This window comes from Cyclobacterium sediminis, assembly GCF_054781075.1.
In genome coordinates this window covers 1-20714 of sequence record NZ_BAAGVC010000010.1, presented here as the reverse complement: position 1 = coordinate 20714, position 20714 = coordinate 1, and the positions used below count along the sequence as shown (strand labels likewise).

General features: G+C 37.4%; 14 protein-coding genes and 2 tRNA genes. 9 read left to right on the top strand and 7 right to left on the bottom strand.

The window, feature by feature from the left end; translation table 11 throughout:
* Nucleotides 1–293 precede the first annotated feature (293 nt).
* Nucleotides 294–2141, top strand: a complete 1848-nt coding sequence (locus tag ACYVHJ_RS11680) for a chloride channel protein (protein WP_460514956.1) — start codon at nt 294–296, stop codon at nt 2139–2141.
* Nucleotides 2142–2278: 137 nt separating this feature from the next.
* On the opposite strand, the gene ACYVHJ_RS11675 is transcribed toward ACYVHJ_RS11680, so the two are convergent.
* Together ACYVHJ_RS11675 and ACYVHJ_RS11670 are read right to left on the bottom strand one after the other, a co-directional pair.
* A tRNA-Glu gene (locus tag ACYVHJ_RS11675) sits at nt 2279–2350 on the bottom strand.
* A 27-nt stretch (nt 2351–2377) separates the two neighbouring features.
* Nucleotides 2378–2449, bottom strand: a tRNA-Glu gene (locus ACYVHJ_RS11670).
* Between the two features lie 230 nt (nt 2450–2679).
* Here ACYVHJ_RS11670 and ACYVHJ_RS11665 point away from each other — a divergent pair.
* The 4 genes from ACYVHJ_RS11665 (at nt 2680) to ACYVHJ_RS11650 (ending at nt 5961) form a co-directional block, all read left to right on the top strand.
* Nucleotides 2680–3315 carry a peroxiredoxin gene (locus tag ACYVHJ_RS11665; RefSeq protein WP_339901068.1) on the top strand — a complete coding sequence of 212 codons (636 nt, stop codon included), beginning with the start codon at nt 2680–2682 and terminating at the stop codon, nt 3313–3315.
* Nucleotides 3316–3681: 366 nt separating this feature from the next.
* On the top strand, nt 3682–4767 hold the full coding sequence (locus ACYVHJ_RS11660) for a 3-oxoacyl-ACP synthase III family protein (RefSeq protein ID WP_339901067.1): 1086 nt from the start codon (nt 3682–3684) through the stop codon (nt 4765–4767).
* 17 nt (nt 4768–4784) lie between these two features.
* Nucleotides 4785–5618: an amidohydrolase family protein gene (locus ACYVHJ_RS11655; protein WP_460514953.1), complete on the top strand. Its 834-nt coding sequence runs from the start codon at nt 4785–4787 to the stop codon at nt 5616–5618.
* Between the two features lie 13 nt (nt 5619–5631).
* Nucleotides 5632–5961: an L-rhamnose mutarotase gene (locus tag ACYVHJ_RS11650; RefSeq protein ID WP_460514951.1), complete on the top strand. Its 330-nt coding sequence runs from the start codon at nt 5632–5634 to the stop codon at nt 5959–5961.
* Between the two features lie 188 nt (nt 5962–6149).
* Here the strand turns inward: ACYVHJ_RS11650 and ACYVHJ_RS11645 are convergent, their stop codons facing one another.
* Nucleotides 6150–8045: a receptor L domain-containing protein gene (locus tag ACYVHJ_RS11645; protein WP_460514949.1), complete on the bottom strand. Its 1896-nt coding sequence runs from the start codon at nt 8043–8045 to the stop codon at nt 6150–6152.
* A complete protein-coding gene (locus tag ACYVHJ_RS11640) occupies nt 8042–9961 on the bottom strand; it encodes a hypothetical protein (protein WP_460514947.1) in 1920 nt (639 codons plus the stop codon). Before ACYVHJ_RS11640 ends, ACYVHJ_RS11645 begins: the two co-directional genes overlap by 4 nt.
* Nucleotides 9962–10227: 266 nt before the next feature.
* Between ACYVHJ_RS11640 and ACYVHJ_RS11635 the strand changes: the two genes are divergently transcribed.
* Together ACYVHJ_RS11635 and ACYVHJ_RS11630 are read left to right on the top strand one after the other, a co-directional pair.
* Nucleotides 10228–13989: a DEAD/DEAH box helicase gene (locus ACYVHJ_RS11635; protein ID WP_460514945.1), complete on the top strand. Its 3762-nt coding sequence runs from the start codon at nt 10228–10230 to the stop codon at nt 13987–13989.
* 125 nt (nt 13990–14114) lie between these two features.
* The gene (locus ACYVHJ_RS11630) at nt 14115–14738 is read left to right on the top strand and encodes a class I SAM-dependent methyltransferase (RefSeq protein ID WP_460514942.1); all 624 of its coding nucleotides are present in this window, start codon (nt 14115–14117) and stop codon (nt 14736–14738) included.
* Nucleotides 14739–14834: 96 nt separating this feature from the next.
* On the opposite strand, the gene ACYVHJ_RS11625 is transcribed toward ACYVHJ_RS11630, so the two are convergent.
* Genes ACYVHJ_RS11625 through ACYVHJ_RS11615 form a run of 3 tightly spaced genes read right to left on the bottom strand, consistent with a single transcriptional unit; the run spans nt 14835 to nt 17639 of the window.
* The gene (locus tag ACYVHJ_RS11625) at nt 14835–16202 is read right to left on the bottom strand and encodes an NAD(P)(+) transhydrogenase (Re/Si-specific) subunit beta (RefSeq protein ID WP_460515433.1); all 1368 of its coding nucleotides are present in this window, start codon (nt 16200–16202) and stop codon (nt 14835–14837) included.
* 5 nt (nt 16203–16207) lie between these two features.
* Nucleotides 16208–16525: an NAD(P) transhydrogenase subunit alpha part 2 gene (locus ACYVHJ_RS11620; RefSeq protein WP_014021957.1), complete on the bottom strand. Its 318-nt coding sequence runs from the start codon at nt 16523–16525 to the stop codon at nt 16208–16210.
* Between the two features lies 1 nt (nt 16526).
* A complete protein-coding gene (locus ACYVHJ_RS11615; protein WP_339903388.1) occupies nt 16527–17639 on the bottom strand; it encodes a Re/Si-specific NAD(P)(+) transhydrogenase subunit alpha in 1113 nt (370 codons plus the stop codon).
* A 447-nt stretch (nt 17640–18086) separates the two neighbouring features.
* Here ACYVHJ_RS11615 and ACYVHJ_RS11610 point away from each other — a divergent pair, with 447 nt between their 5' ends.
* Nucleotides 18087–19637: a sulfatase family protein gene (locus ACYVHJ_RS11610; protein WP_460514939.1), complete on the top strand. Its 1551-nt coding sequence runs from the start codon at nt 18087–18089 to the stop codon at nt 19635–19637.
* 157 nt (nt 19638–19794) lie between these two features.
* Nucleotides 19795–20655: a dienelactone hydrolase family protein gene (locus ACYVHJ_RS11605; RefSeq protein WP_460514937.1), complete on the top strand. Its 861-nt coding sequence runs from the start codon at nt 19795–19797 to the stop codon at nt 20653–20655.
* Nucleotides 20656–20714: the final 59 nt, after the last annotated feature.

Genomic DNA, 20714 nt, shown 5'->3' with positions numbered 1-20714 from the left:
GTGGCGATCAGCTACAAATAATGTAAAATTTATGCTAACTTTAAATCTTGAAAATTTACCTAAAAACCCAAAATACAATTGAATAGATTAATTGGTCATTTTAACTGGATTTGGCTAATAATCAAGAGTGAAATTCAGAGTCATAAGTGTTTTAAAACTCAGAAACAGGTAAACAGAAACCTTAGCCTGAGAGGAGGAAGGTGGCAAGTATTAATTTAATACTCCTATAATTACACTATTAGCTCTGCTTATCCTTTGCTCCTTTATTTCAACTTAATGATTTGAGAAATTAAATGAACAGAAAAGTAAAAATTCTTTATATCAACTTTTTACAATTCAAAAAGAATTTTATTCAATATCCATATAGGAAATTTAATTTTATTGAGCTTTTCTTAATTTGGGTTAGCGAGAAAATGACCCGATCTCAATTTCTAGTCCTATCCGGTATATTGGTAGGCTTGAGTGCAGGATCTGCAGGGGTAATTTTGAAAGTGTTTGTTCATTATATCCAATCTTCCATTAGCACTGATGTCCCCTTTGAAGAAAGGTTACTTATATATGGGATTTTTCCATTGATAGGAATTACCTTAACAGCATTTATTGTCAAATACTTTTTTAGTGGTGATGAGGAGAAAGAGATCTCTTTCGTCCTGAAAGACATTTCAAAGAAACAGAGTAAGGTAAAAATAACCAAGATGTATTCCCAAATCCTCCAAAGTGGAATAACGGTAGGTTTTGGAGGATCTGTGGGTTTGGAGACCCCAATAGCTGTAACAGGTTCTGCCATTGGCTCCAATTATGCCCAAAGGTATCGTTTGGGCTTTAAAGAACGCACCTTATTATTGGCTGCAGGTGCAGCAGCCGGCATATCGGCGGCCTTCAATGCACCAATTGCCGGAATTATGTTTGCTTTTGAGATTATTCTTACCGGGTTGGTATTCACGGATTTTATTCCCTTAGTAATTGCGTCCATTTGTGGAAGTTTACTTTCCACCATAATTTTAAATGAAGACATACTTTTTAATTTTCAAGCGAGGGAAACATTCAACTATATCAATGTCATTTACTTCCTTGGGCTGGGGGTGCTTACAGGTTTTTATTCTAGGTATTTTTTATTGGTAGGGCAGTTCGTCCACAAGTTTTTTGAGGGCTTTAAAAAACAAATGCTTCTAAAGGCCATTTTAGGAGGCTTGATGTTGTCTGTACTTTGCGTTTTATTTCCTCCACTTTTTGGAGAGGGATACATCAATATAAGAACCATTTATCAAGGTAAAGTGGAATTACTCATAGAGGACAGCCTCTTTAGTTATTTCGGCAATTCCGAGCTAATTATTATTTTGTTCTTATCCCTTACAATTTTGCTTAAGGCCTTTGCCACTAGTATTACCCTTTATTCGGGAGGTAATGGTGGTAATTTTGCACCTTCCCTTATGGCTGGAGGACTTTTGGGTTTTGTGTTTGGTTTCTCTTTAGAATTGATGGGATTTACTGAGGTTCCCACTACCAACCTTATGTTGGTGGGGATGGCTGGGGTGATGTCTGGTGCCATGTATGCCCCTTTGACAGCTATTTTCCTTATTGCAGAATCTAGTAGCGGATATGATTTATTTATCCCTTTGATGATCGTTTCTGTTATTTCTTACCTCATTAACAGGTCCTTCTCACCGATTAACCCTTCTTTTAAAGAATTGGCTGAAAAAGGCGACATCTTTACAACCAGGCAAGATCAAAATATCCTTTCCCAAATCTCACTAAAAGACTGTATCAACCCCTCTTCAGTGCAAATTTGCACCACGGATAGCATGGAGGAGGTACTGCATAAATTCAGGAACAGTGATCAGAACAGTATGGCTGTAGTGGATGTCAATAACCAATTTTGGGGTTTGTTGAACAGGGAGCAACTCCGTCCTTTTCTATTGAATAAAGAATCTGCAGAAGGAACAAGCGTCAGTCAATTGGCCATTGCCCCTCCATTCATTATTTCTCCTGATGATTCGGTAATGGAGGTGACCAAGATGTTTGATGAAGCAGATGTATGGCAACTGCCCTTGCTAAATGAGGAAAGAAATTTTATAGGTTTTATTAGCAGGTCAAAAATCTTAACCAACTATCGTGCATTGTTAAGAGATTATTCTGAATAGTTTAAATTTTGAGACTTGACTCCAAAATTAGGTAACAAAAAAACCTGATCGAATGATCAGGTTTTTTTATTCACTTTAACCACTAACAACCACAAATAAAATTTGCTCGCCTGGCGGCAAACAAATAAAATTTGTTGTAGTCCGTACGGGAATCGAACCCGTGTTTCATCCGTGAAAGGGATACGTCCTAACCCCTAGACGAACGGACCAAGTAAAGAAAAAAGAGCACTAAAATGTAGTCCGTACGGGAATCGAACCCGTGTTTCATCCGTGAAAGGGATACGTCCTAACCCCTAGACGAACGGACCATTTTGTGAGTGATGTGCTCTTTTTTCTAAATGGTGATGCAAATATAGGGTCTTTCAAGAACAAACCAAAACCCTCAAAAAAAATATTCTCAAACTACCCACAATCCTTTGAAAATAAGGCAATAAATTTATTCAATTAATTTATTTAGCCAACGGTAAACTTTATTTTAATCATTTCTGTTTCCATAATAGACCTAAAATTAAATTCAAAACCTAAAAACAATTCAATTATGGCACTTAGATTAGGAGACGTTGCTCCGGACTTTACCGCTGATTCTTCCGTAGGAGAAATTAATTTTCACGAATACCTAGGAGACAGTTGGGGGATTTTATTTTCACACCCTGCAGATTATACGCCTGTTTGTACTACTGAATTGGGTGCAGCGTCTAAATTAAAGGAAGAGTTTGACAAAAGAAATGTCAAGATGCTTGCCCTTAGTGTAGATGGAGCTGACAGCCACAGGTCTTGGATCGAAGATATTAATGAAACGCAAGATACTACTGTAAACTTCCCAATTATTGCGGATGAGGATAAAAAAGTATCTGAGCTATATGACATGATTCATCCCAACTCAAACGAAAGTTTTACTGTTCGTTCTGTTTTTATTATTGGGAATGATAAGAAAGTTAAACTAATAATTACCTACCCGGCAAGCACCGGAAGAAATTTTGCCGAATTATTAAGGGTAATTGATTCTTTACAATTGACTGCTAATTATTCTGTAGCTACTCCTGCAGATTGGAAAAGAGGTGAAGATGTGGTTGTAGCCCCTGCAATTAAAACGGAGGACATCCCTTCAAAATTCCCTAAAGGATTTAAAGAGATTAAACCTTACCTGAGAACTACACCACAACCGGATTTGTAATATTATTTAAAAGGCTGATTTAATTCAGCCTTTTTTTATTGGTTTCGCCTATAAGTAAAAGCCCTTGCTCAGATCGATATTCTACAAATATTATTGATGTTAAAAATAATGTTTTAGAATAAAGTAGTCATTCCTGTATATTGTGGGTATTTATACTAGAGGTGAGGCAATATTTCAAGGAGGGAGATTAAAATATAAATGGCTTGATCGTATATATTCACCTTACAAAATGGTAGAATTGATTAGAAACAGACTTACTTTGATTTTTTAGTTAGTAGAATGCACATCATTCAGGAAATTTCATCAACCAAATGGTATTAATGCCTATTTTAGCAGTCTTAGAATTTTAGAAAGAACAATTAGTTAATGGATAAGAAAAAAATAAGTAGCATAATTGTTGGTTCAGGGAAATATTTACCAACCCAGGTTATTTCCAATGAGTATTTTTTAACAAAAGAGTTTTACGATGCAAGTGGCCATAGATTGGTCAAAGCCAATCCGGATATTGTAGCTACCCTACAAAAAATCACAGAAATTAGGGAGAGAAGATATCTTGAAGACAATTTGATGACTTCAGATATGGCTCATTTGGCTGCTAAAGACGCCTTAGAATCATCCGGTATTACCGGAGAATCGCTTGATTATATTATCGTAGCCCATAATTTTGGGGACATATTGAAAGATAATATTCGAATTGATACCTGTCCAACCCTAGCCGCTAGGGTGAAACACAAACTAGGGATTGAAAACCCATACACTGTTGCCTATGATTTGCCTTTTGGTTGTCCGGGTTGGGTGCAAGGGATGATTCAAGCCAATTATTACCTTCAATCCGGTGATGCAAAAAGAGTGATGGTGATAGGTGCAGAAAATTTGTCAAGAATTTCTGATCCACATGACATTGATAGCATGATTTTCTCTGATGGAGCCGGGGCAGTTATTTTAGAAGCCAAAGAAGGGGACTCAAAAGAAGGGATTATCGCACACCTCACTAGATCAGACACACTTAACCATGCGCACTTGCTTAATATGGATGTGTCTTACAATCCAAATTACCCGGACAATACAAGATTTTTAAAGATGAATGGGAGGAAGCTGTATGAATATGCAATTAAAACAGTGCCGGCAACATTAAAAGAATGTCTGGATCGTGCAGGTAAGGGCATAGAAGATATTCAACATGTGTTGATTCATCAGGCAAATGCGAAGATGGACCATAATATTCTAGAACGCCTGTTTATGCTTTATAAAAAGAAGGAGATACCGGAAAACCTTATGCCTATGAGTATTCAGGAGTTGGGTAATAATTCTGTAGCTACCGTTCCTATTTTATATGATTTAATCGCGAAAGGAGAAAAAGAAGGCCATAGCTTTAACCCAGGTGATCATTCAATTTTCGCCTCTGTTGGCGCCGGAATGAATATTAATGCCATTGTATACATTCACCCTTAAGTCAAGAAACCCGAAATATGATAAATAAAATTGATGCACACCAACATTTTTGGCTGTATAACAGTGAAAGGTATGCTTGGATTGGTGATGAGATGCTTCAATTGAAGCATGATTTCCTACCGGATGATTTATTTCCTATCCTCCAAAGAAATGGGGTGGAAGGTACCGTAGAAGTACAAGGAGTTCAAGATGAAGAAGAAAACCAATTTCTTTTGAAACTGGCAGAGAAGCACCCATTTATTTTGGCCGTGGTAGGTTGGTTAGATTTGAAATCACCAAACTTGGAAACTACCCTTGACAGTTATAAAAGTCATAAAAAGTTAAAAGGATTTAGGCATGTGCTTCAGGATGAAGCTGATCCTAACTTTATCTTAAATCAAGCTTTTCAAAATGGACTAAAGTTAATTTTTAAGGCAGGGTATACCTATGATCTATTGGTATTTCCACATCAATTGGATGGGGCTATCCAAACGGTTTCTAATTTTGAGGAGGGACGTTTTGTATTGGATCATATTGCCAAACCCCCTATCAAAGCAGGTCATATCAAGGACTGGGAAGCAAAAATCAAAGTCTTGGCAAAGATGCCTAACGTTTTTTGCAAGTTGTCCGGAATGATTACAGAAGCAGCCTGGAAAGATTGGGATGAAAAAGAGTTTTATCCATATATGGATGTAATAATGCAGGCATTTGGGGAAGATAGGGTAATGTTTGGATCAGATTGGCCGGTTTGTCAATTGGCCGGGAGCTATGAACAAGTGCTTGGTTTGGTTGAAGGTTATTTTGGCGCCTATAGTGAAGAAGCAATGCAAAAGATTTGGCGAACCAATGCCATTAATTTCTATCGACTTTAATTTTATATATATTATGAAAAGATATTGCCTTGCCCTGGATTTAAAGGATGATCCGGAAATTATTGAAAAGTATGTTGACCATCACAAAAAGGTCTCAAAAGAAATTATCTCTAGTATTAAAGATGCAGATGTTCAGGTAATGGATATTTACCTCACTGGTAATCGGCTATTTATGATAATGGAGGTAGGCGCATCTTTTTCTTTTGAAGAAAAAGCTAAAATGGACGCAAGCAACGAAAAGGTGCAGGCGTGGGAAAAATTAATGGGAACCTTTCAAAAAAGCTTACCCTGGGCCAAAGAAGGAGAGAAATGGGTACTAATGGAAAAGATATTTTCCTTGTAGAACAGTGATTTTTGATAACTTCTTCTATCTTCCAAAAATACATGGTTTTTTAATCTGATTTAAAAAAAAAATCTGGTACTCCAAGGCACTTGTGCAAGAATTGGGAGCATTTCACGAGGTAAATTTTACTCCATATTTCTGGTTTAATAAGTAATCCCGGATAAGCAAATTGCTTATCCGGGATAATTTCACCATTCCATTTCCCCTTTACATTCCTCTCCTTGAATTTGCTCTAGCGTGGGATTATAACCATTGTCAGCAATCGTTATTTCCGGATGTGTTCCTTCATTTACTAGCTTTGATAAAGCACAGTAGTTGGTGAGATAATTATTTGATTGAATAATCATGCTTCCGGCAACAGAGACCAAGTTATCGAGTCCTTCCAATGAGTTAAAATTAATATTATCTTGAATTGTTAGGCTTCTAGTTATTTTTTTAAGATTGCTCAATCCACGAAGATTACCAAGAGAGGTATCTTTGATGTTTACACTCCTTAACTCCTCTGACACCGTAAGTCCTTCCAATTTCCTGATACCATTACTCATTAAATCTATGGAAGATGTCACGGTGCCCGTAAATCCTGTAAAATCTTCTAAATCATACAGGTTGTACAGCGTTAGGGAACTGATGGACTCTACTCCTTGAAATCCATTAAAGTTGGTAATGCTTAGACCTATAATTTCAAGATTACCTATAAGACGAACATTATTGAGCCCCTCGAATGAAGTTTGTGCTTCATTGAAAGAAACTTCCAGGCCAGAAATCTCTTGTACTTGATCTAGCCCTTTGAAATTGACTATTTTTGGATTAGAATTGATGAATACATAGCCCAATTTTTTTATTTTTTCCAATCCATGAAAATTTAATAAATTAGGATTGCTTGAAATCGTTAAATGTACTTGCTGGTTTTCAGATAAAGATAAACCCTCAAGTGTTTCCAAACTATCGTTTCCATCAATCGTTACCCATCCTTCTACAAGATTTAGGTTTTGCAATCCATGGAGGCTTTTTAGGTTTGAAGTGTTTTCAATTTTTAAACCCCCATAGACATGAGTGACCAATTCCAAAGGGCTCAGGTCTACGATAGGGTCTTGTCCATCACCTCCTTGAATAATAAGATCCCCATAAATGCCAATATGGCATCTCAATGCCCAGTTGTTTAATTCTGTTTGAGTAGTCAATACCAAATCTTCGATGAAATCACCACCCACACATTTAATTTCTGCTTCTACCATTTCAACTACCAACGGCTGCTCAACATAGGACTTTAATTGATCAAAGGTTAGGGTATCAATGAAATCATCATAGTTGAAACTTTTCAATAGTATAGCATAACTTTCGGCAATGGGAAGTGTTGCAGATTCATTAATTCCCGCAATTAGTTCTTGGGTAATGATTTCCCCGTCTGCCGTAATTTCAATTGATCCGGGCAAAAAGTCCATTAATCGCTGGTCAGTAACCATTGCCATGTAGATTTTATTGGAATTAGCAGTTACAATATTTAAGTCAAATGACTGAAAACCAAAATCAGAGGGGCTATGTCCTTCTGCAGCTACCACCTGCAGAGAAAGTTCCACCTCCGCTTCCTCCTCATTTTCAGTTTCTATGGTTTCTAATTCAAATGGCAAAGGCAATGATAAATTTTGATCTTTGCTCAGTGATGAGCTTTTCTTGGGGCTTGCCTCTACGATGTCATTGTTATCATCCAGCACATAAAATGCAACCACTTGATAGGAGCCTTCCGGAAGAATGATTTTTTCTGTCAAGTAATGGTCTCCCTTGTCTTGGACTTGAATAAGCGTACTATTGTAAGCAGTAGTATCTCCACCTGATGTTTGAATAGTGATCATTGCATTACTGTAGTTCGTTACCTTAAGTTGCTTTAAGGAATTGTCTGAAACTTTGCCAATCTTTATTACAATTGTGGGTACTATTTCTTCAGAAGTAGGATTTAGGTCTTCCTTTTCATCTGGGTCTGTTATTACACCTGGCTGTTCTGCTTCTTCACAGGATATCCACCCTCCACCAAGAGAGATTAAAAGAATAAAAAGGACTGATCGGAATTTATAGGAAAAATCTCTCATGGTTTGCACTCCCCTCTACGAATATTGTCAAAACTTGGATTAAAGGCATTTCCTTGAATCTCTGTGCCAAATGGAAGGTTATTAACGAGTGTCACCTTGATATCCTTTAGCCCACAAAAATCGACAAGTGATACATTATCTTTGATAGTGATTTTCACAGGTGGTGTCCAGACATATCCCGGATAGGGATCTTCTCCTTTATAAACGAAGTAATAAAGGACTTTACCACCTTCGAAACCATTAAGATTTTCAAGTTTAGGATTATTTATAATATTGATATCTCCAAAAATTATGTCCGCAGTGGCAATTGCTGTAATATCTTTTAAAGATGTATTGTTCTCCAAATGTATTTCGCCGGTTTGTTCAGCTAAAAATAGAGGAGATAGGGTAGTAAGTTTGGGAGTGTTTAAGATAATCAAATCTTTTACTCCCTCACCTTTAGGTTGAAGTAGACCTTCCAAGTTTTCCAAATTCTCGTTATTATTTAATTCGAGGTTCGATATATTTCTAAATCCGCCATCACCACCACCGAAAGAGATCAATGCAGGATTGTTAGTTACATAAAGTCTAGAATGGATGGTTTCAGTTTGTGTAGGAAAACTTAGATGTATTAGATTAGGATTGCTAATAATAGTTACACTTCTCAGATTGATTGCATTTTCAAACCCTTCTCCTTCCAATCCAATAAAGTGCTCCATATTTTCAATATGTAAAGATGCTATCATAGGAGCCACATGGCTAAATCCATTAAAGTCTCGGATACTAGGGTTGTTTGTTAGGTTCAAACCTGGTAATTTCTCCAAAGAAGTCAATCCATAAAATGACTCTAGAAGAGCGTTGTTTTTTACTACTAACTCTTGGGAAATGTATCGGAGGTAACTCAGTCCCTTAAATGATTGTAATTCAGGATTATTTATGATGTTTAAATTATTATCTATTTGGTCTATTGTGGCCAAAGGAGAAAGGTCTAATATGGGATCGGATGAATCCTCAGGTGTATTGCCTAGGGTTAAACTCCCCTCAATAATATCATAGCCCTTTAGGCCAAAAGAATCTAGGGCTGCTTGGGTGGACAAAGTCATATTCCCTTTGAATGTCCCACCGATATAAAACGCATCATCGCGTTTTTTTGTCATTTCAAGAATCAGAGGAAGTTGCTCAAATTTTTGTAGGCTATCGTAACTTATTTCCTTTGCTATAGGCTGGAAAGGGCCGTAGGTTAGTGAAAGATCAAAATTGCCAGAGCTCTTTGGTAGAACAATCTTGTTCAATTTGCCATTAAGTTGCTGGGTCAAAATATGGTCTCTTTGGGTAACAGTTAATTCTGCTGGGATAAAGTCCAAAAAGTCATCAACCTTTTCACGCACTGCTGAAATGAAGAAATAAAAGGTCTCCCGGAAACCTTCCATACCTGGTTCATAACCGAAAGACTCCGGGTTTTTTCCGGCAGTGGAGATGATTTCAAGGCTTAAGTTTTGGGATCCGTTATCGGTCACTTCAAATGGAATAGGTAGAGGGGCTGCTAAATAATCCCCATATTCGGAGCCTTCGTTTGCAGTAGCATACATTATGTTGCCACTACTATCCGTTAAATAAAAAGCACTAAGTTGATAGCTTCCCGGGGAAAGCACAAGGTCTTCAATAAGGAGTTGATCCCCAAAACCCAATACAGGTAAAGATTTACGATCCAATACCTGTTCGGAACCATCTGCTGTGGAGATACTTAGCACAAGGTTGCTCACCCCTTGGATAGGAGTTTGCAGATTTCTACTTTGTTCATTTTCTACAAAGCTTTCTTTGACTTGAAAACTTATGCTTCCATTGGCCGATAGAGGAAGTTCATATTCTGTGGTGCAGGCTCCAAAAACGATCAACCTAAAAAGTTGAAAGTAACGGATAAATGTTTTATTAATCATTTTTGTTAAAAAGATTTATTGAACTAAAAAGTTTTTACAAACCTAAACAAATTTTTTTAAATAATGATAAATGTATTTCAAATTATTTTTATTGCATTTAAAAATTAAATTAGGTTTGTTTTTTTAAATAATAGGACTAAGCATGAATAGGATTAAGTTGACGAACATCCCCGGTTTTTTTTTATTACTAAGGATGGATTAAAAAAAGAAATTGAAACCTTTTTTCTATAGTTAAAACCCATTATTTTACCCCAAAATACTAATGCATGTCACTTACTAAAAGTCAAATCTATAATTTGAGAATTCTCAAGAAAGAAATGTCATCCCAATTGATTGAAAGAGGGAAGTTACTTCTTCAAAAGGGTATGGTTTCTTTTGATTATTTTGACACTGAATTGGAAAGTTTTTATTTTTTAGTAAAAGGTAATGTTGAGCCATACTACCAAGTTTCTATAGGTTTAATGGACAATGAATGGGATGATGAGATTGGTTATTATGTTGATGAGGCATGTGATTGTGATTGTTTTTATTTTTTGGAAAACTTGGAATGCAAACATGTCGCAGCAGCCATATTATTTTTAGAGGTCAATAATGGTGATAAAACTTTTATGGAAGGCAATAAAAATTTGTTGCCATTTGATGATTTCAATAAAAATGGGACTGGGGCAAGGGTTATACCTATAAAATTGACGTATCCTTTAGAAATCCCATGCAGTCAGCCAGAAATTAGAAATCTGGCTGAAATGATGCCAACCCTTCCGGATACAGTTGTTCAGGCGGTGTTGGAAGATGTGATTTTTTTGGAAAATGGCTACAATTACAGTGTAAACATTTATGGCCAGCTGCATGAAATTTCTGTTGAATATTTAGATGGAAAAGTCATAATTGATGGATCAAACAACAGAGGGAGTCAGGTAATACAAGGTTTGCAATGGCTTAAAAATAGGTATACAAATCCAAAACTAAAGGACCTACTTTTATTAAGTAGCTCTCAGAGAAGGCAAGCCATGGATGATTATTTACAACATTTTGGCTTACAGGAACAAATAAAAAACCCAATGGAGGCTTTAACGATTGCTTTTTCTACTGAGGGAATTATTTTGATGCCTAAAGGACCTATTAGGGGTTTTTATAATGTTGATTTGGTTTCCTCAATCATGGAAAAAAACTTGTTTAAGTCCTCCCAGTTAACAGAAGAGAAACTCAAATACATTGAGAATGAGTCTGAATGGGGTAGGTACAATGCAGCCTTTGCTTTGGTACTGGATTACAGTGGGGATTTAGAAAGTATTTTTGCCTTTATGGCAAAGGGGAGTAAAAATGACCCTAAAGCTTTGAACGTAAAATTCACACTTTTGGAAGATCCAGAGGATAAGCGTTTGGGAGACAATTTGAATTTGGAAAAGATTTTCATGGCTGTAAATAAGGTGAATAGGGCCATTAAAAAGAAAGATGTCCACTTAATACATGATCAATTTGGAGCATTTTTACAGCTTACTTCTGATTATAAACTATACTATTTTCAGGGGTATACGAAAGAATCCCAATACCCTAAAAAAAGAAATTTAAGGCATACGTTACAAGTATTGCCCACAAAATTGGTTGTTAAAATCCGCAAAGTAGGTTTGTTATTTGAAGTCCTAGTCATTCTAAAATCCGGTGAGCAAGAATTTCTCCTTGAAGAATTAAATGAACAGTTGGAGAGCAATCCTATTTACGCAACCTTTTTAAATCAGTTGCTTTTTTATTTACGAAGTCCGGAAGAAATGAAAGTGCTTGAGTTTTTGAGGGATTTTCCTGTGATACAAGTTTTAGAAAGCAATTTGGATAATTTTATTAATAATATTTTATTACCAATGTCTAAAAATGTTGAAATTATAGATGAAGCAGGATTGTTTCAAGAATCCGCAGGGAAAGGGAAATTGCCAAGGGAATTGTATGTTACAGAATTGACCGGCTTGGTAATTTTCCGGCCTTCAGTCAAATATGGTGAAAATGCCTTTTCCAATCCTTTGGAAGGTAATTCCATTTTAGATCCTGACACCAAGACACTTTATCTCCGAGATGAAGACGTAGAAGATGAATACCTTGCTTTTCTGCGAGATTTGCATCCTAGTTTTAAAAGAGGAGGAGGGCAAGGTTTTTTTCATTTGACACATGAAGCCTTTATGGACAAGCTTTGGTTCATGAAGGCCTTTGAATTGCTTAAGAAAAATGGGGTGAGGGTGCTTGGACTGGAGAATATAAAAATCAAAAAATACTCTCCATTTCCTCCTGAAATCAGCCTGGAATATGGCTCCTCCCAAGACTGGTTTGAAGTCAATGCTCAGGTGGCTTTTGGTAATAACAAGGTGAAGCTGAAAGACATTAAACGGGCCTTGGAAAAGGATAATAATTTTGTTGAGTTGGCAGATGGTACAATTGGTATTTTGCCTGAAGAATGGATAAAAAAATTCAATCGTCTTTTCCGTACGGGAGAGACAGATAAAGAGGAGATTAAAATAGCCAAAACCCAATTTAACCTTCTCGATGACCTTCCAGAATTGACGAGCTTTCCAGAAGTATTACAAGAAATTGAAGAGAAAAAAGAAAGGTTGAAAGCCTTTACCGAAATTCAACAAACATCCATTCCCAAGCAGTTGAAAGCTTCTTTAAGAAATTATCAGCATGTAGGGCTAAATTGGCTAAATTTTCTACAGGAATATGGATGGGGAGGAATCTTGGCAGATGATATGGGATTAGGGAAAACCTTGCAACTTATTGCCATGATTTGCAAAATGGTGGAAAAAACACAGAAACGTGTACTTGTCATAGTTCCTACAACACTGTTATTTAATTGGAAGAGTGAGCTTGAAAAATTCGCGCCCCATATCGATTACTTTATCCATCACGGTGATCGTTATGATACGGTGGAAGAACTTAGTAAGCATCAGTTGGTTTTGACCAGTTATGGGTTGGTAATTAATGATTTAGATCTATTAAAGCAGATCGAATTTGATGCCATTATAGCAGATGAGTCACAAGCCATAAAAAATGTCAATTCGCAGCGATATAAGGCCATCACAAAATTAAAAGGAAAATTCAAAGTAGCACTTACCGGTACTCCGATTGAAAATGGGCTAGGGGAGTTGTATGCGCAGATGAATTTTGTCAATCCAGGATTTTTTCAAAATTTTAAGGGTTTTACAAACAATTTTCTTCTACCATTGAAAAAAGGTAATGCTGAGATTTTATCTGAACTTCAGCGAAAGATTCAACCTTTTATACTTCGAAGGACCAAAAAAGAGGTGCTGACCGAGTTGCCTGAAAAGACCGAAGAATACTTGTTTTGTGAGATGGATGCTGTACAAAGGAAGATATATGACGCCTACCGAAATGAATACCGGGACTATCTTCTTAAAAAATTTGAAGAGGAAGGGGCAGCATCTTCCAAAATGTTTGTGCTAGAAGGGCTTACCCGGTTAAGACAGGTCTGCGATTCCACCGCCCTTGTTCCCAACAACGGAGGCCAATTTGCTTCTGCCAAAATAGACACTTTGCTTGAACATATTACAGAGAAAACCGGCAATCATAAAATATTGGTGTTTAGTCAGTTTGTGAAGATGTTGGATATCGTTCAGGAGAAGCTAAAGGAAAACGAAATTGAATATACTTATTTGGATGGTAAGACAAGCCTAAAAGAACGTGAAGCACGCGTCAATCAGTTTCAAAATAATGAAGCCAAGCGGGTGTTTTTGATAAGTTTGAAAGCGGGTGGCACAGGTTTAAACCTAACTGCTGCTGATTATGTTTACATTCTAGACCCTTGGTGGAATCCTGCAGTAGAAAACCAGGCCATAGACAGGTGTTACCGCATGGGGCAGGAAAAACACGTAATTGCCTACCGCATGGTTTGTACCAATACAATAGAAGAGAAAATAATGTTGCTTCAGCAGGCCAAAACAAAAATGGCAAAGGAGGTGATTGCAGAAGGTGATAGCTTCCTTGGATCGTTAGATGGAGACGGAATGTTGGCCTTGTTTGATTGATTGTCTATTGTAAAGGAATTGATATGTTTTAGCAACCTTGTGATGTGCTTTTTGAGCTGAAATAATTTGTAGGATGCTGGGATTCTCAATTAGGGATTCGGTAAATAATTTAAAATGTTTGGAAGATGGAAGATATTTGGATAAAAAAATGGAATGAAAGGTATGGCGAAGAAGATTATGCCTATGGAGAAAAACCCAATGTGTTCTTTGAGGAAAAAATCGAAGCATTAAAAGCGGGTAAAATACTATTACCGGCTGAAGGGGAAGGGAGAAATGCGGTTTTTGCAGCCAAAATCGGTTGGTCTGTTTTTGCCTTCGATCAAAGTGAGGAAGGAAAGAAAAAAGCCTTGAAATTGGCCAATAAGAATGGAGTGACCATAGACTATCAAGTAGGAGACTTAGGGGCTGTAAATTTCCCTCAAGAAGAGTTTGATGTGATTGGACTTATCTATGCTCATTTTCCGGCTAATCTCAAATCAGTATATCATAAAAATTTGGATAAATATTTAAAAAAAGGGGGCCAAATTATTTTTGAAGCTTTTAGTAAAAATAATTTGGCCTATAGAGCTAAGAATGAGAAAATTGGTGGCCCAAGAGATTTGGATTCACTTTTTTCTGTTGAGGAAATCAAAGCAGATTTTTCCAATTATGAAATTTTGCAGCTGGAAGAAAAAGAAGTGGAGTTGGGAGAGGGCTTGTACCACAATGGTAAGGGGTCGGTCATTAGGTTTGTAGGGAAGAAAAAGTAAGACTGGCCTAGACGAGAAATTTTTGAGTACTACTTAAAAAATTGTAATTCCTTTAAACCATAAAAAAAGGCTGCTTTCAAAAGCAGCCTTTTTATGTTACATGTTTTTTACTTCTGCAACGAGTTCGTTGAGTACCTTTTTGGCATCCCCAAAAAGCATTCGCGTCTTGGGTTCAAAGAAAAGTGCATTTTGAATTCCGGCATAACCCGAGCTCATGCTTCTCTTAATTACAATTACATTGGCAGCTCTGTTGACTTCCAATATAGGCATTCCATAAATAGGGCTTGATGGATCGTCATTGGCTGCAGGGTTAACCACATCATTGGCACCGATTACCATGACAACATCTGTATTGGGCAACTTCTCGTTCATGTCATCCATTTCGATAAGCTTGTCATAGGGGACATCTGATTCGGCCAATAATACGTTCATATGTCCCGGCATTCTACCTGCCACAGGATGAATACCATACAGAACTTCTACACCCTTTTCTTCTAGAATTTTTTCTAAATCATGTACCGCATGCTGTGCCTGGGCAACCGCCAAGCCATAACCCGGTACAATCACTACTCTTTTGGCATAAGCCATTAAGATAGAAGAATCATAGGCATTGATTTCTTTGGCCACTTGTTCGCCATCCACACCGGCTGCAGCTCCTCCAGCAGAAGAACCAAAGGAGGTGAATAATATATTAGAAACTGATCTGTTCATTGCTTTGGCCATCAATAAGGTCAACAGAATTCCTGCGGAGCCTACCAAAATACCACCCATTAGCATTACCTTATTGTCATACAGTAAGCCAGTTGTAGCGGCTGTAACCCCGGTAAGAGAATTAAGCAATGAAATAACTACAGGCATATCTGCTCCCCCAATTGGATAAACGAACATTAGACCGTAAATCAAGGACAATAGTACCAGCACATAGATTAATATTGGTTGTGGAGCACCTGATGATAAAATATAACCAGCCAAAGCCACGGCAATGGCAAGGACTGCAAAGCCTAAGATTTTATTGATTTGAATATCTTTTACAACCCCTTGAAGTTTTCCCATGGCAATTAAAGAACCGGAAAATGAAACGGATCCAATAATTAAGCTGGACATCAAAACAGCACCTTTACCAATATCATCTACGGGAAGGTCGCCGTATTCTACCAGTCCAATTAAAGCAGCAGCAGCTCCACCCATTCCGTTAAAGAAGGATACCAATTGAGGCATTGCCGTCATTTGTACAGTTTTGGCGGAATAAATACCACCAATGGTTCCAAGAACCATGGCAATTAGAATCAGTGCCAGATTATCTAAACCTGGTGTTAAAAAAGAGGCTAAAATGGCCAATATCATTCCTGATAATGCAATGCTATTACCTCTCCTCGCAGAATCCGGATGACTCATCATCTTGATCCCAACGATAAAAAGTACTACCGCTATCAGGTAGCAAATATCTATTATCTGTAAAATCATCATTTCTATTTTTTACCGGGTTTTTTCTTAAACATCTCTAACATTCTATTGGTCACAGCAAAACCGCCTACCACATTAAGGGTAGCAAGCAATACTGCCAAAAAGCCTAAAGACAAGGCCAGGTAGTTTGATGGATCTGTTTTTCCCAAAACTATAATTGATCCGACAATCACTACTCCCGAAAGGGCATTGGAACCAGACATTAGCGGGGTATGTAATACTGTAGGTACCTTGGAGATCACCTCAACACCTACAAATATCGCTAGAATGAAAATATAGAGTTCTTGTTGGTTAATTGATATATATTCAATAATCGCTTCCATATTATTTTAATAAGGGTTCATAAACTACTGCTCCATCATGTGTGATGCAGGTTCCTTTAATAATTTCATCTTCAAAGTTGAGATTCAACTGATCTTCTTTTAATAGTAATTTTAAAAGATTCTGTACGTTTTTGCTGTACATTTTACTAGCATCCTGAGACATGGTGGAAGGCAAAGCTGAATTTCCTATCACTGTTACACCATTGACAGTGACAGTTTCATTGTTTTGTGTGCCTTCACAGTTTCCGCCATTAGCAGCGGCCAAATCCACGACTACAGCTCCTGCCTTCATCTTTTCCAGCATAGGCTTAGTAATAAGAATCGGAGCCTTTCTTCCCGGAATCAAGGCAGTGGTGATCACAACATCTGATTTGACAATAGATTGCTCCAACATCTCAGATTGCTTTTTCTTGTATTCTTCAGATTGCTCAACAGCATATCCTCCAGCACCTTTGTCTTCAACTGCACCGGGGACTTCCACAAATTTTCCACCTAAACTTTCCACTTGTTCTTTAACAGAAGGTCTGGTGTCAAAGGCTTCTACTACGGCGCCAAGTCTTTTGGCAGTTGCGATGGCTTGCAAACCTGCCACACCCGCACCGATAACCAATACCTTAGCCGGTGCAATAGTGCCTGCAGCTGTCATGAGCATAGGAAAAAATCTCGGTAGGTTGGCAGCGGCAAGTAATACCGCTTTATAACCGGAAACAGTACTCATGGAGGAAAGCACATCCATACTTTGAGCCCTGGTGATCCTTGGAATGGAATCCATGCTAAACAAGGATACCCCGGTATCGGCAATGGTTTTCATTAACTCTCTTGCCACCAATGGTTGGTAGACACCAAATAAATATTTTCCTTTATTTAATGATTGGTAATCTTCAGGTGCTAAGGGCGTGATTTGAAAAATCATTTCTGACTCTTTTAAAACTTCTTGGCGTTCTTTAACTTCAGCACCCGCTTCCAAAAATGTGGCATCAGAAAGGAAAGAGGACGCACCGGCCCCTTTTTCAATCAGGACCTTATTGCCTGTTCCTGTTAGGACCTTTACTGCTTCCGGATGTAGAGAAACTCTAGTTTCCGGTGAAGGTTCTTTTAAAATTCCTAAAATCATAATGGTGGTTTATTGATGTATTCCAAACATTGAGTTTCCAAAATCAAATAATCACTTCGCTTCATATAAATAAGCCTTCAGAATAACATTTAACTTTGGCAGTGCAAAAAAAGCACTTTTTTACGGATTTTATCGTATTGTCCTTTAAAACTTTCGGTTTTTAACGGATTAATTGAATTTTTTATTAAATTTGGTAAGCTTCTTTAAAAAATTAATATTATATCGTTGGTTAGAAAGTGGCTTCAATAAACATGAGTATATCACTTTTTAAAATCACACCTGAACATCTTTAGAAATAGAACACCTACTCCTTTATTGGCTATTACCTCATTCACAATCTGATTAACCTTTGTAAGCTAGGATTATGACAAAGATTAAACGCATTTAAAATGGTTTAGTTAATAGCGTTTAGCCATATTTACTTTATATTGAATTAAATACAGTCCAATGATATTCCCAATGACTACCTTACTGATAAAAAATGCTTTATTTATCGCTATTTGCCTAATTGTTTTTTCCTGTGGGATTAGTGAGAATGAAAGGCCCCCAAATATTGTTATTATTTATGCTGATGATATGGGGTATGGGGATTTAAATGTTCAGAACCCTGATTCTAAAATTCCAACTCCCTATTTGGACAAGCTTGCAGAAGAAGGTATGCGCTTTACCGATGCCCACAGTTCATCCGGGATCTGTTCGCCTAGCAGGTATGCATTGCTCACAGGAACTTACCATTGGAGACGTCAGCATGGAATTGTAGGAGCTTTCGGAGTACCATTTTTTAATGACAATGATATTACCCTTCCTCAAGTTTTGAAAGACAATGGTTTTGAGACTGCCTGCATTGGGAAATGGCATTTGGGTTGGAATTGGGTGTTCAAGAATGAACCTTCGGGAGAAGTTATGCAATGGGGACAAAAGCGCAAATTTTATTTACCGGAAGATGTAGATTGGAGTCAGCCAATTACCGGTGGGCCAATTGATAGAGGCTTTGATTATTATTATGGCGACGGTACCATTAATTTTCCTCCTTATGCTTGGGTGAAAAATGATCGGTTACCGGTTATTCCTAATGCATCAATGGATATTGATAATATTGGATATGCTACAAAAGAAGGGAACTGGGAGTTTAGGCCCGGGCCAAAAGTTGAAGGTTGGAATCCCTATGAGGTTTTGCCAAACCTTGCTGAGAATGCAGTAGAATATATAAATAACAGAGATCCCAAAAAGCCCTTCTTTTTGTACTTTGCTTTACCCTCACCACACGCTCCTATTATTCCAAATGATGAATTTGATGGTAAATCTGAAGCAGGAGCATATGGTGACTTTATGGTGCAAACAGATTGGGTAGCAGGGCAAATTATTCAGGCCATTAAAAATAAAGGTTTAGAAGACAATACAATAGTAATATTTAGTGCTGACAATGGACCCGAAGCCTATGCTTGGGAAAGGGCTGAGAGGTATGGGCACTTTAGCATGGGTAATTTGCGGGGTCTGAAACGAGATGTATGGGAAGGAGGACACCATGTTCCTTTTATAATAAAATGGCCGGGAAAAATTAAAGCTGGATCAATAGCTACAGAAACAATTTCGCAGGTAGATTTAATGACCACTTTAGTGAAAATTTCAGGTGCAAGCCTTCCGGAAATGGCAGCACCGGATAGTTACGACATAAGCCCTGTTTTAATGTCTGAAAATTATTCATCTCCCTTGAGGGAAGCAACAATTCATAATACCTATGCCAATACTTGGGGAATTAGAAAAGGAAAATGGTTGTATATCAATGACTCCACAGGAGGTCATAGGAAGTTACCGACATCTTTTAAGGCACTAAAAGGGTATAACGATTTTGAGACAGAGGGATTACTGTTTGATATGGAAAAAGATGTGGAGCAGAGGGTTAATTTATTCAATGAATTTCCTGGTAAAGTACAAGAATTGAAAGGTTTATTGGAACAATACCGAGCGTCTGAAAGTACTGTCCATTTAAAAAAATAGCTTATTCTTCTTAGAAGATAAAAATAAAATAGTAGTTTTTGACAAAGAGAGAATTAAGTATAAAATTCTTTGATCGACAGTAATATGTTTATTAATAATGATTTTTCTAAACGTTGAATATATATAATAATTTACCTATTGAAATTAAAAGTATAGAATGAAGCCAATTATAGTAATCGTTTGCTTATTAAGTATTGTGATCCCTGCTTTTAGTCAGGATTTTTCCCCCAATTATGAGGAAGAAAAAGTTCCTGAATATAGTTTGCCGGAATTATTCACCATGAAAAATGGCAAAGCTGTTAGCAACAAAAAGCAGTGGGAGGAGCGAAGAAAGGAAATCTTGGGGCTTTTTGAAAATCATGTTTATGGTAAATCCCCTAAATGGGATGGTCAAATTTCAAGTAAAGTAATCTTGGAAGATAAGAATTACCTAAATGGTGAAGCCACTAGACAGGTGGTTAGATTGACTTTGAAAAGGGGAAGACAATCTTTAGATTTCAATCTATTGGTTTTTTATCCCAATTCTGGAAAGAAAGTGCCGGTATTTTTAGGACTTAATTTTTATGGTAACCACACCATTTCTTCAGATAATAAGGTGGCTGTTCCGGAAACCTGGATTAGAAATAATGAGAAAATGGGGAGTTTTAACAATCAAGCTTCAGAAAAGGGTAGAGGACAACGAATAGACAATTGGCCTTATGAAGAAATTTTAGGCAGAGGCTATGGTTTGGCGACCATGTATTACGGAGAGATCGACCCCGATTATGCAGATGGGTTTAAAGACGGTGTTCATGCTTTATATCCCGAAGAAAAAAGAAAACCCAATTCCTGGGCCAGTATTGCTGCCTGGGCATGGGGGCTTTCCAGGGTGATGGATTTCCTTGAAAGTGAAGATTGGGTTGACAATAAAAAGGTGGCTGTCTTGGGGCATAGTAGGCTAGGTAAAGCTGCCTTATGGGCGGGTGCAACCGACGGTCTCGTCCTGAAAATGGTTGACACTTTTGTTTTTCAAATATAGTAAGTGTTTTAATTTTTAAGAAGTTTCATTTAACTTACAGTACCACGATAAAGCGGAGG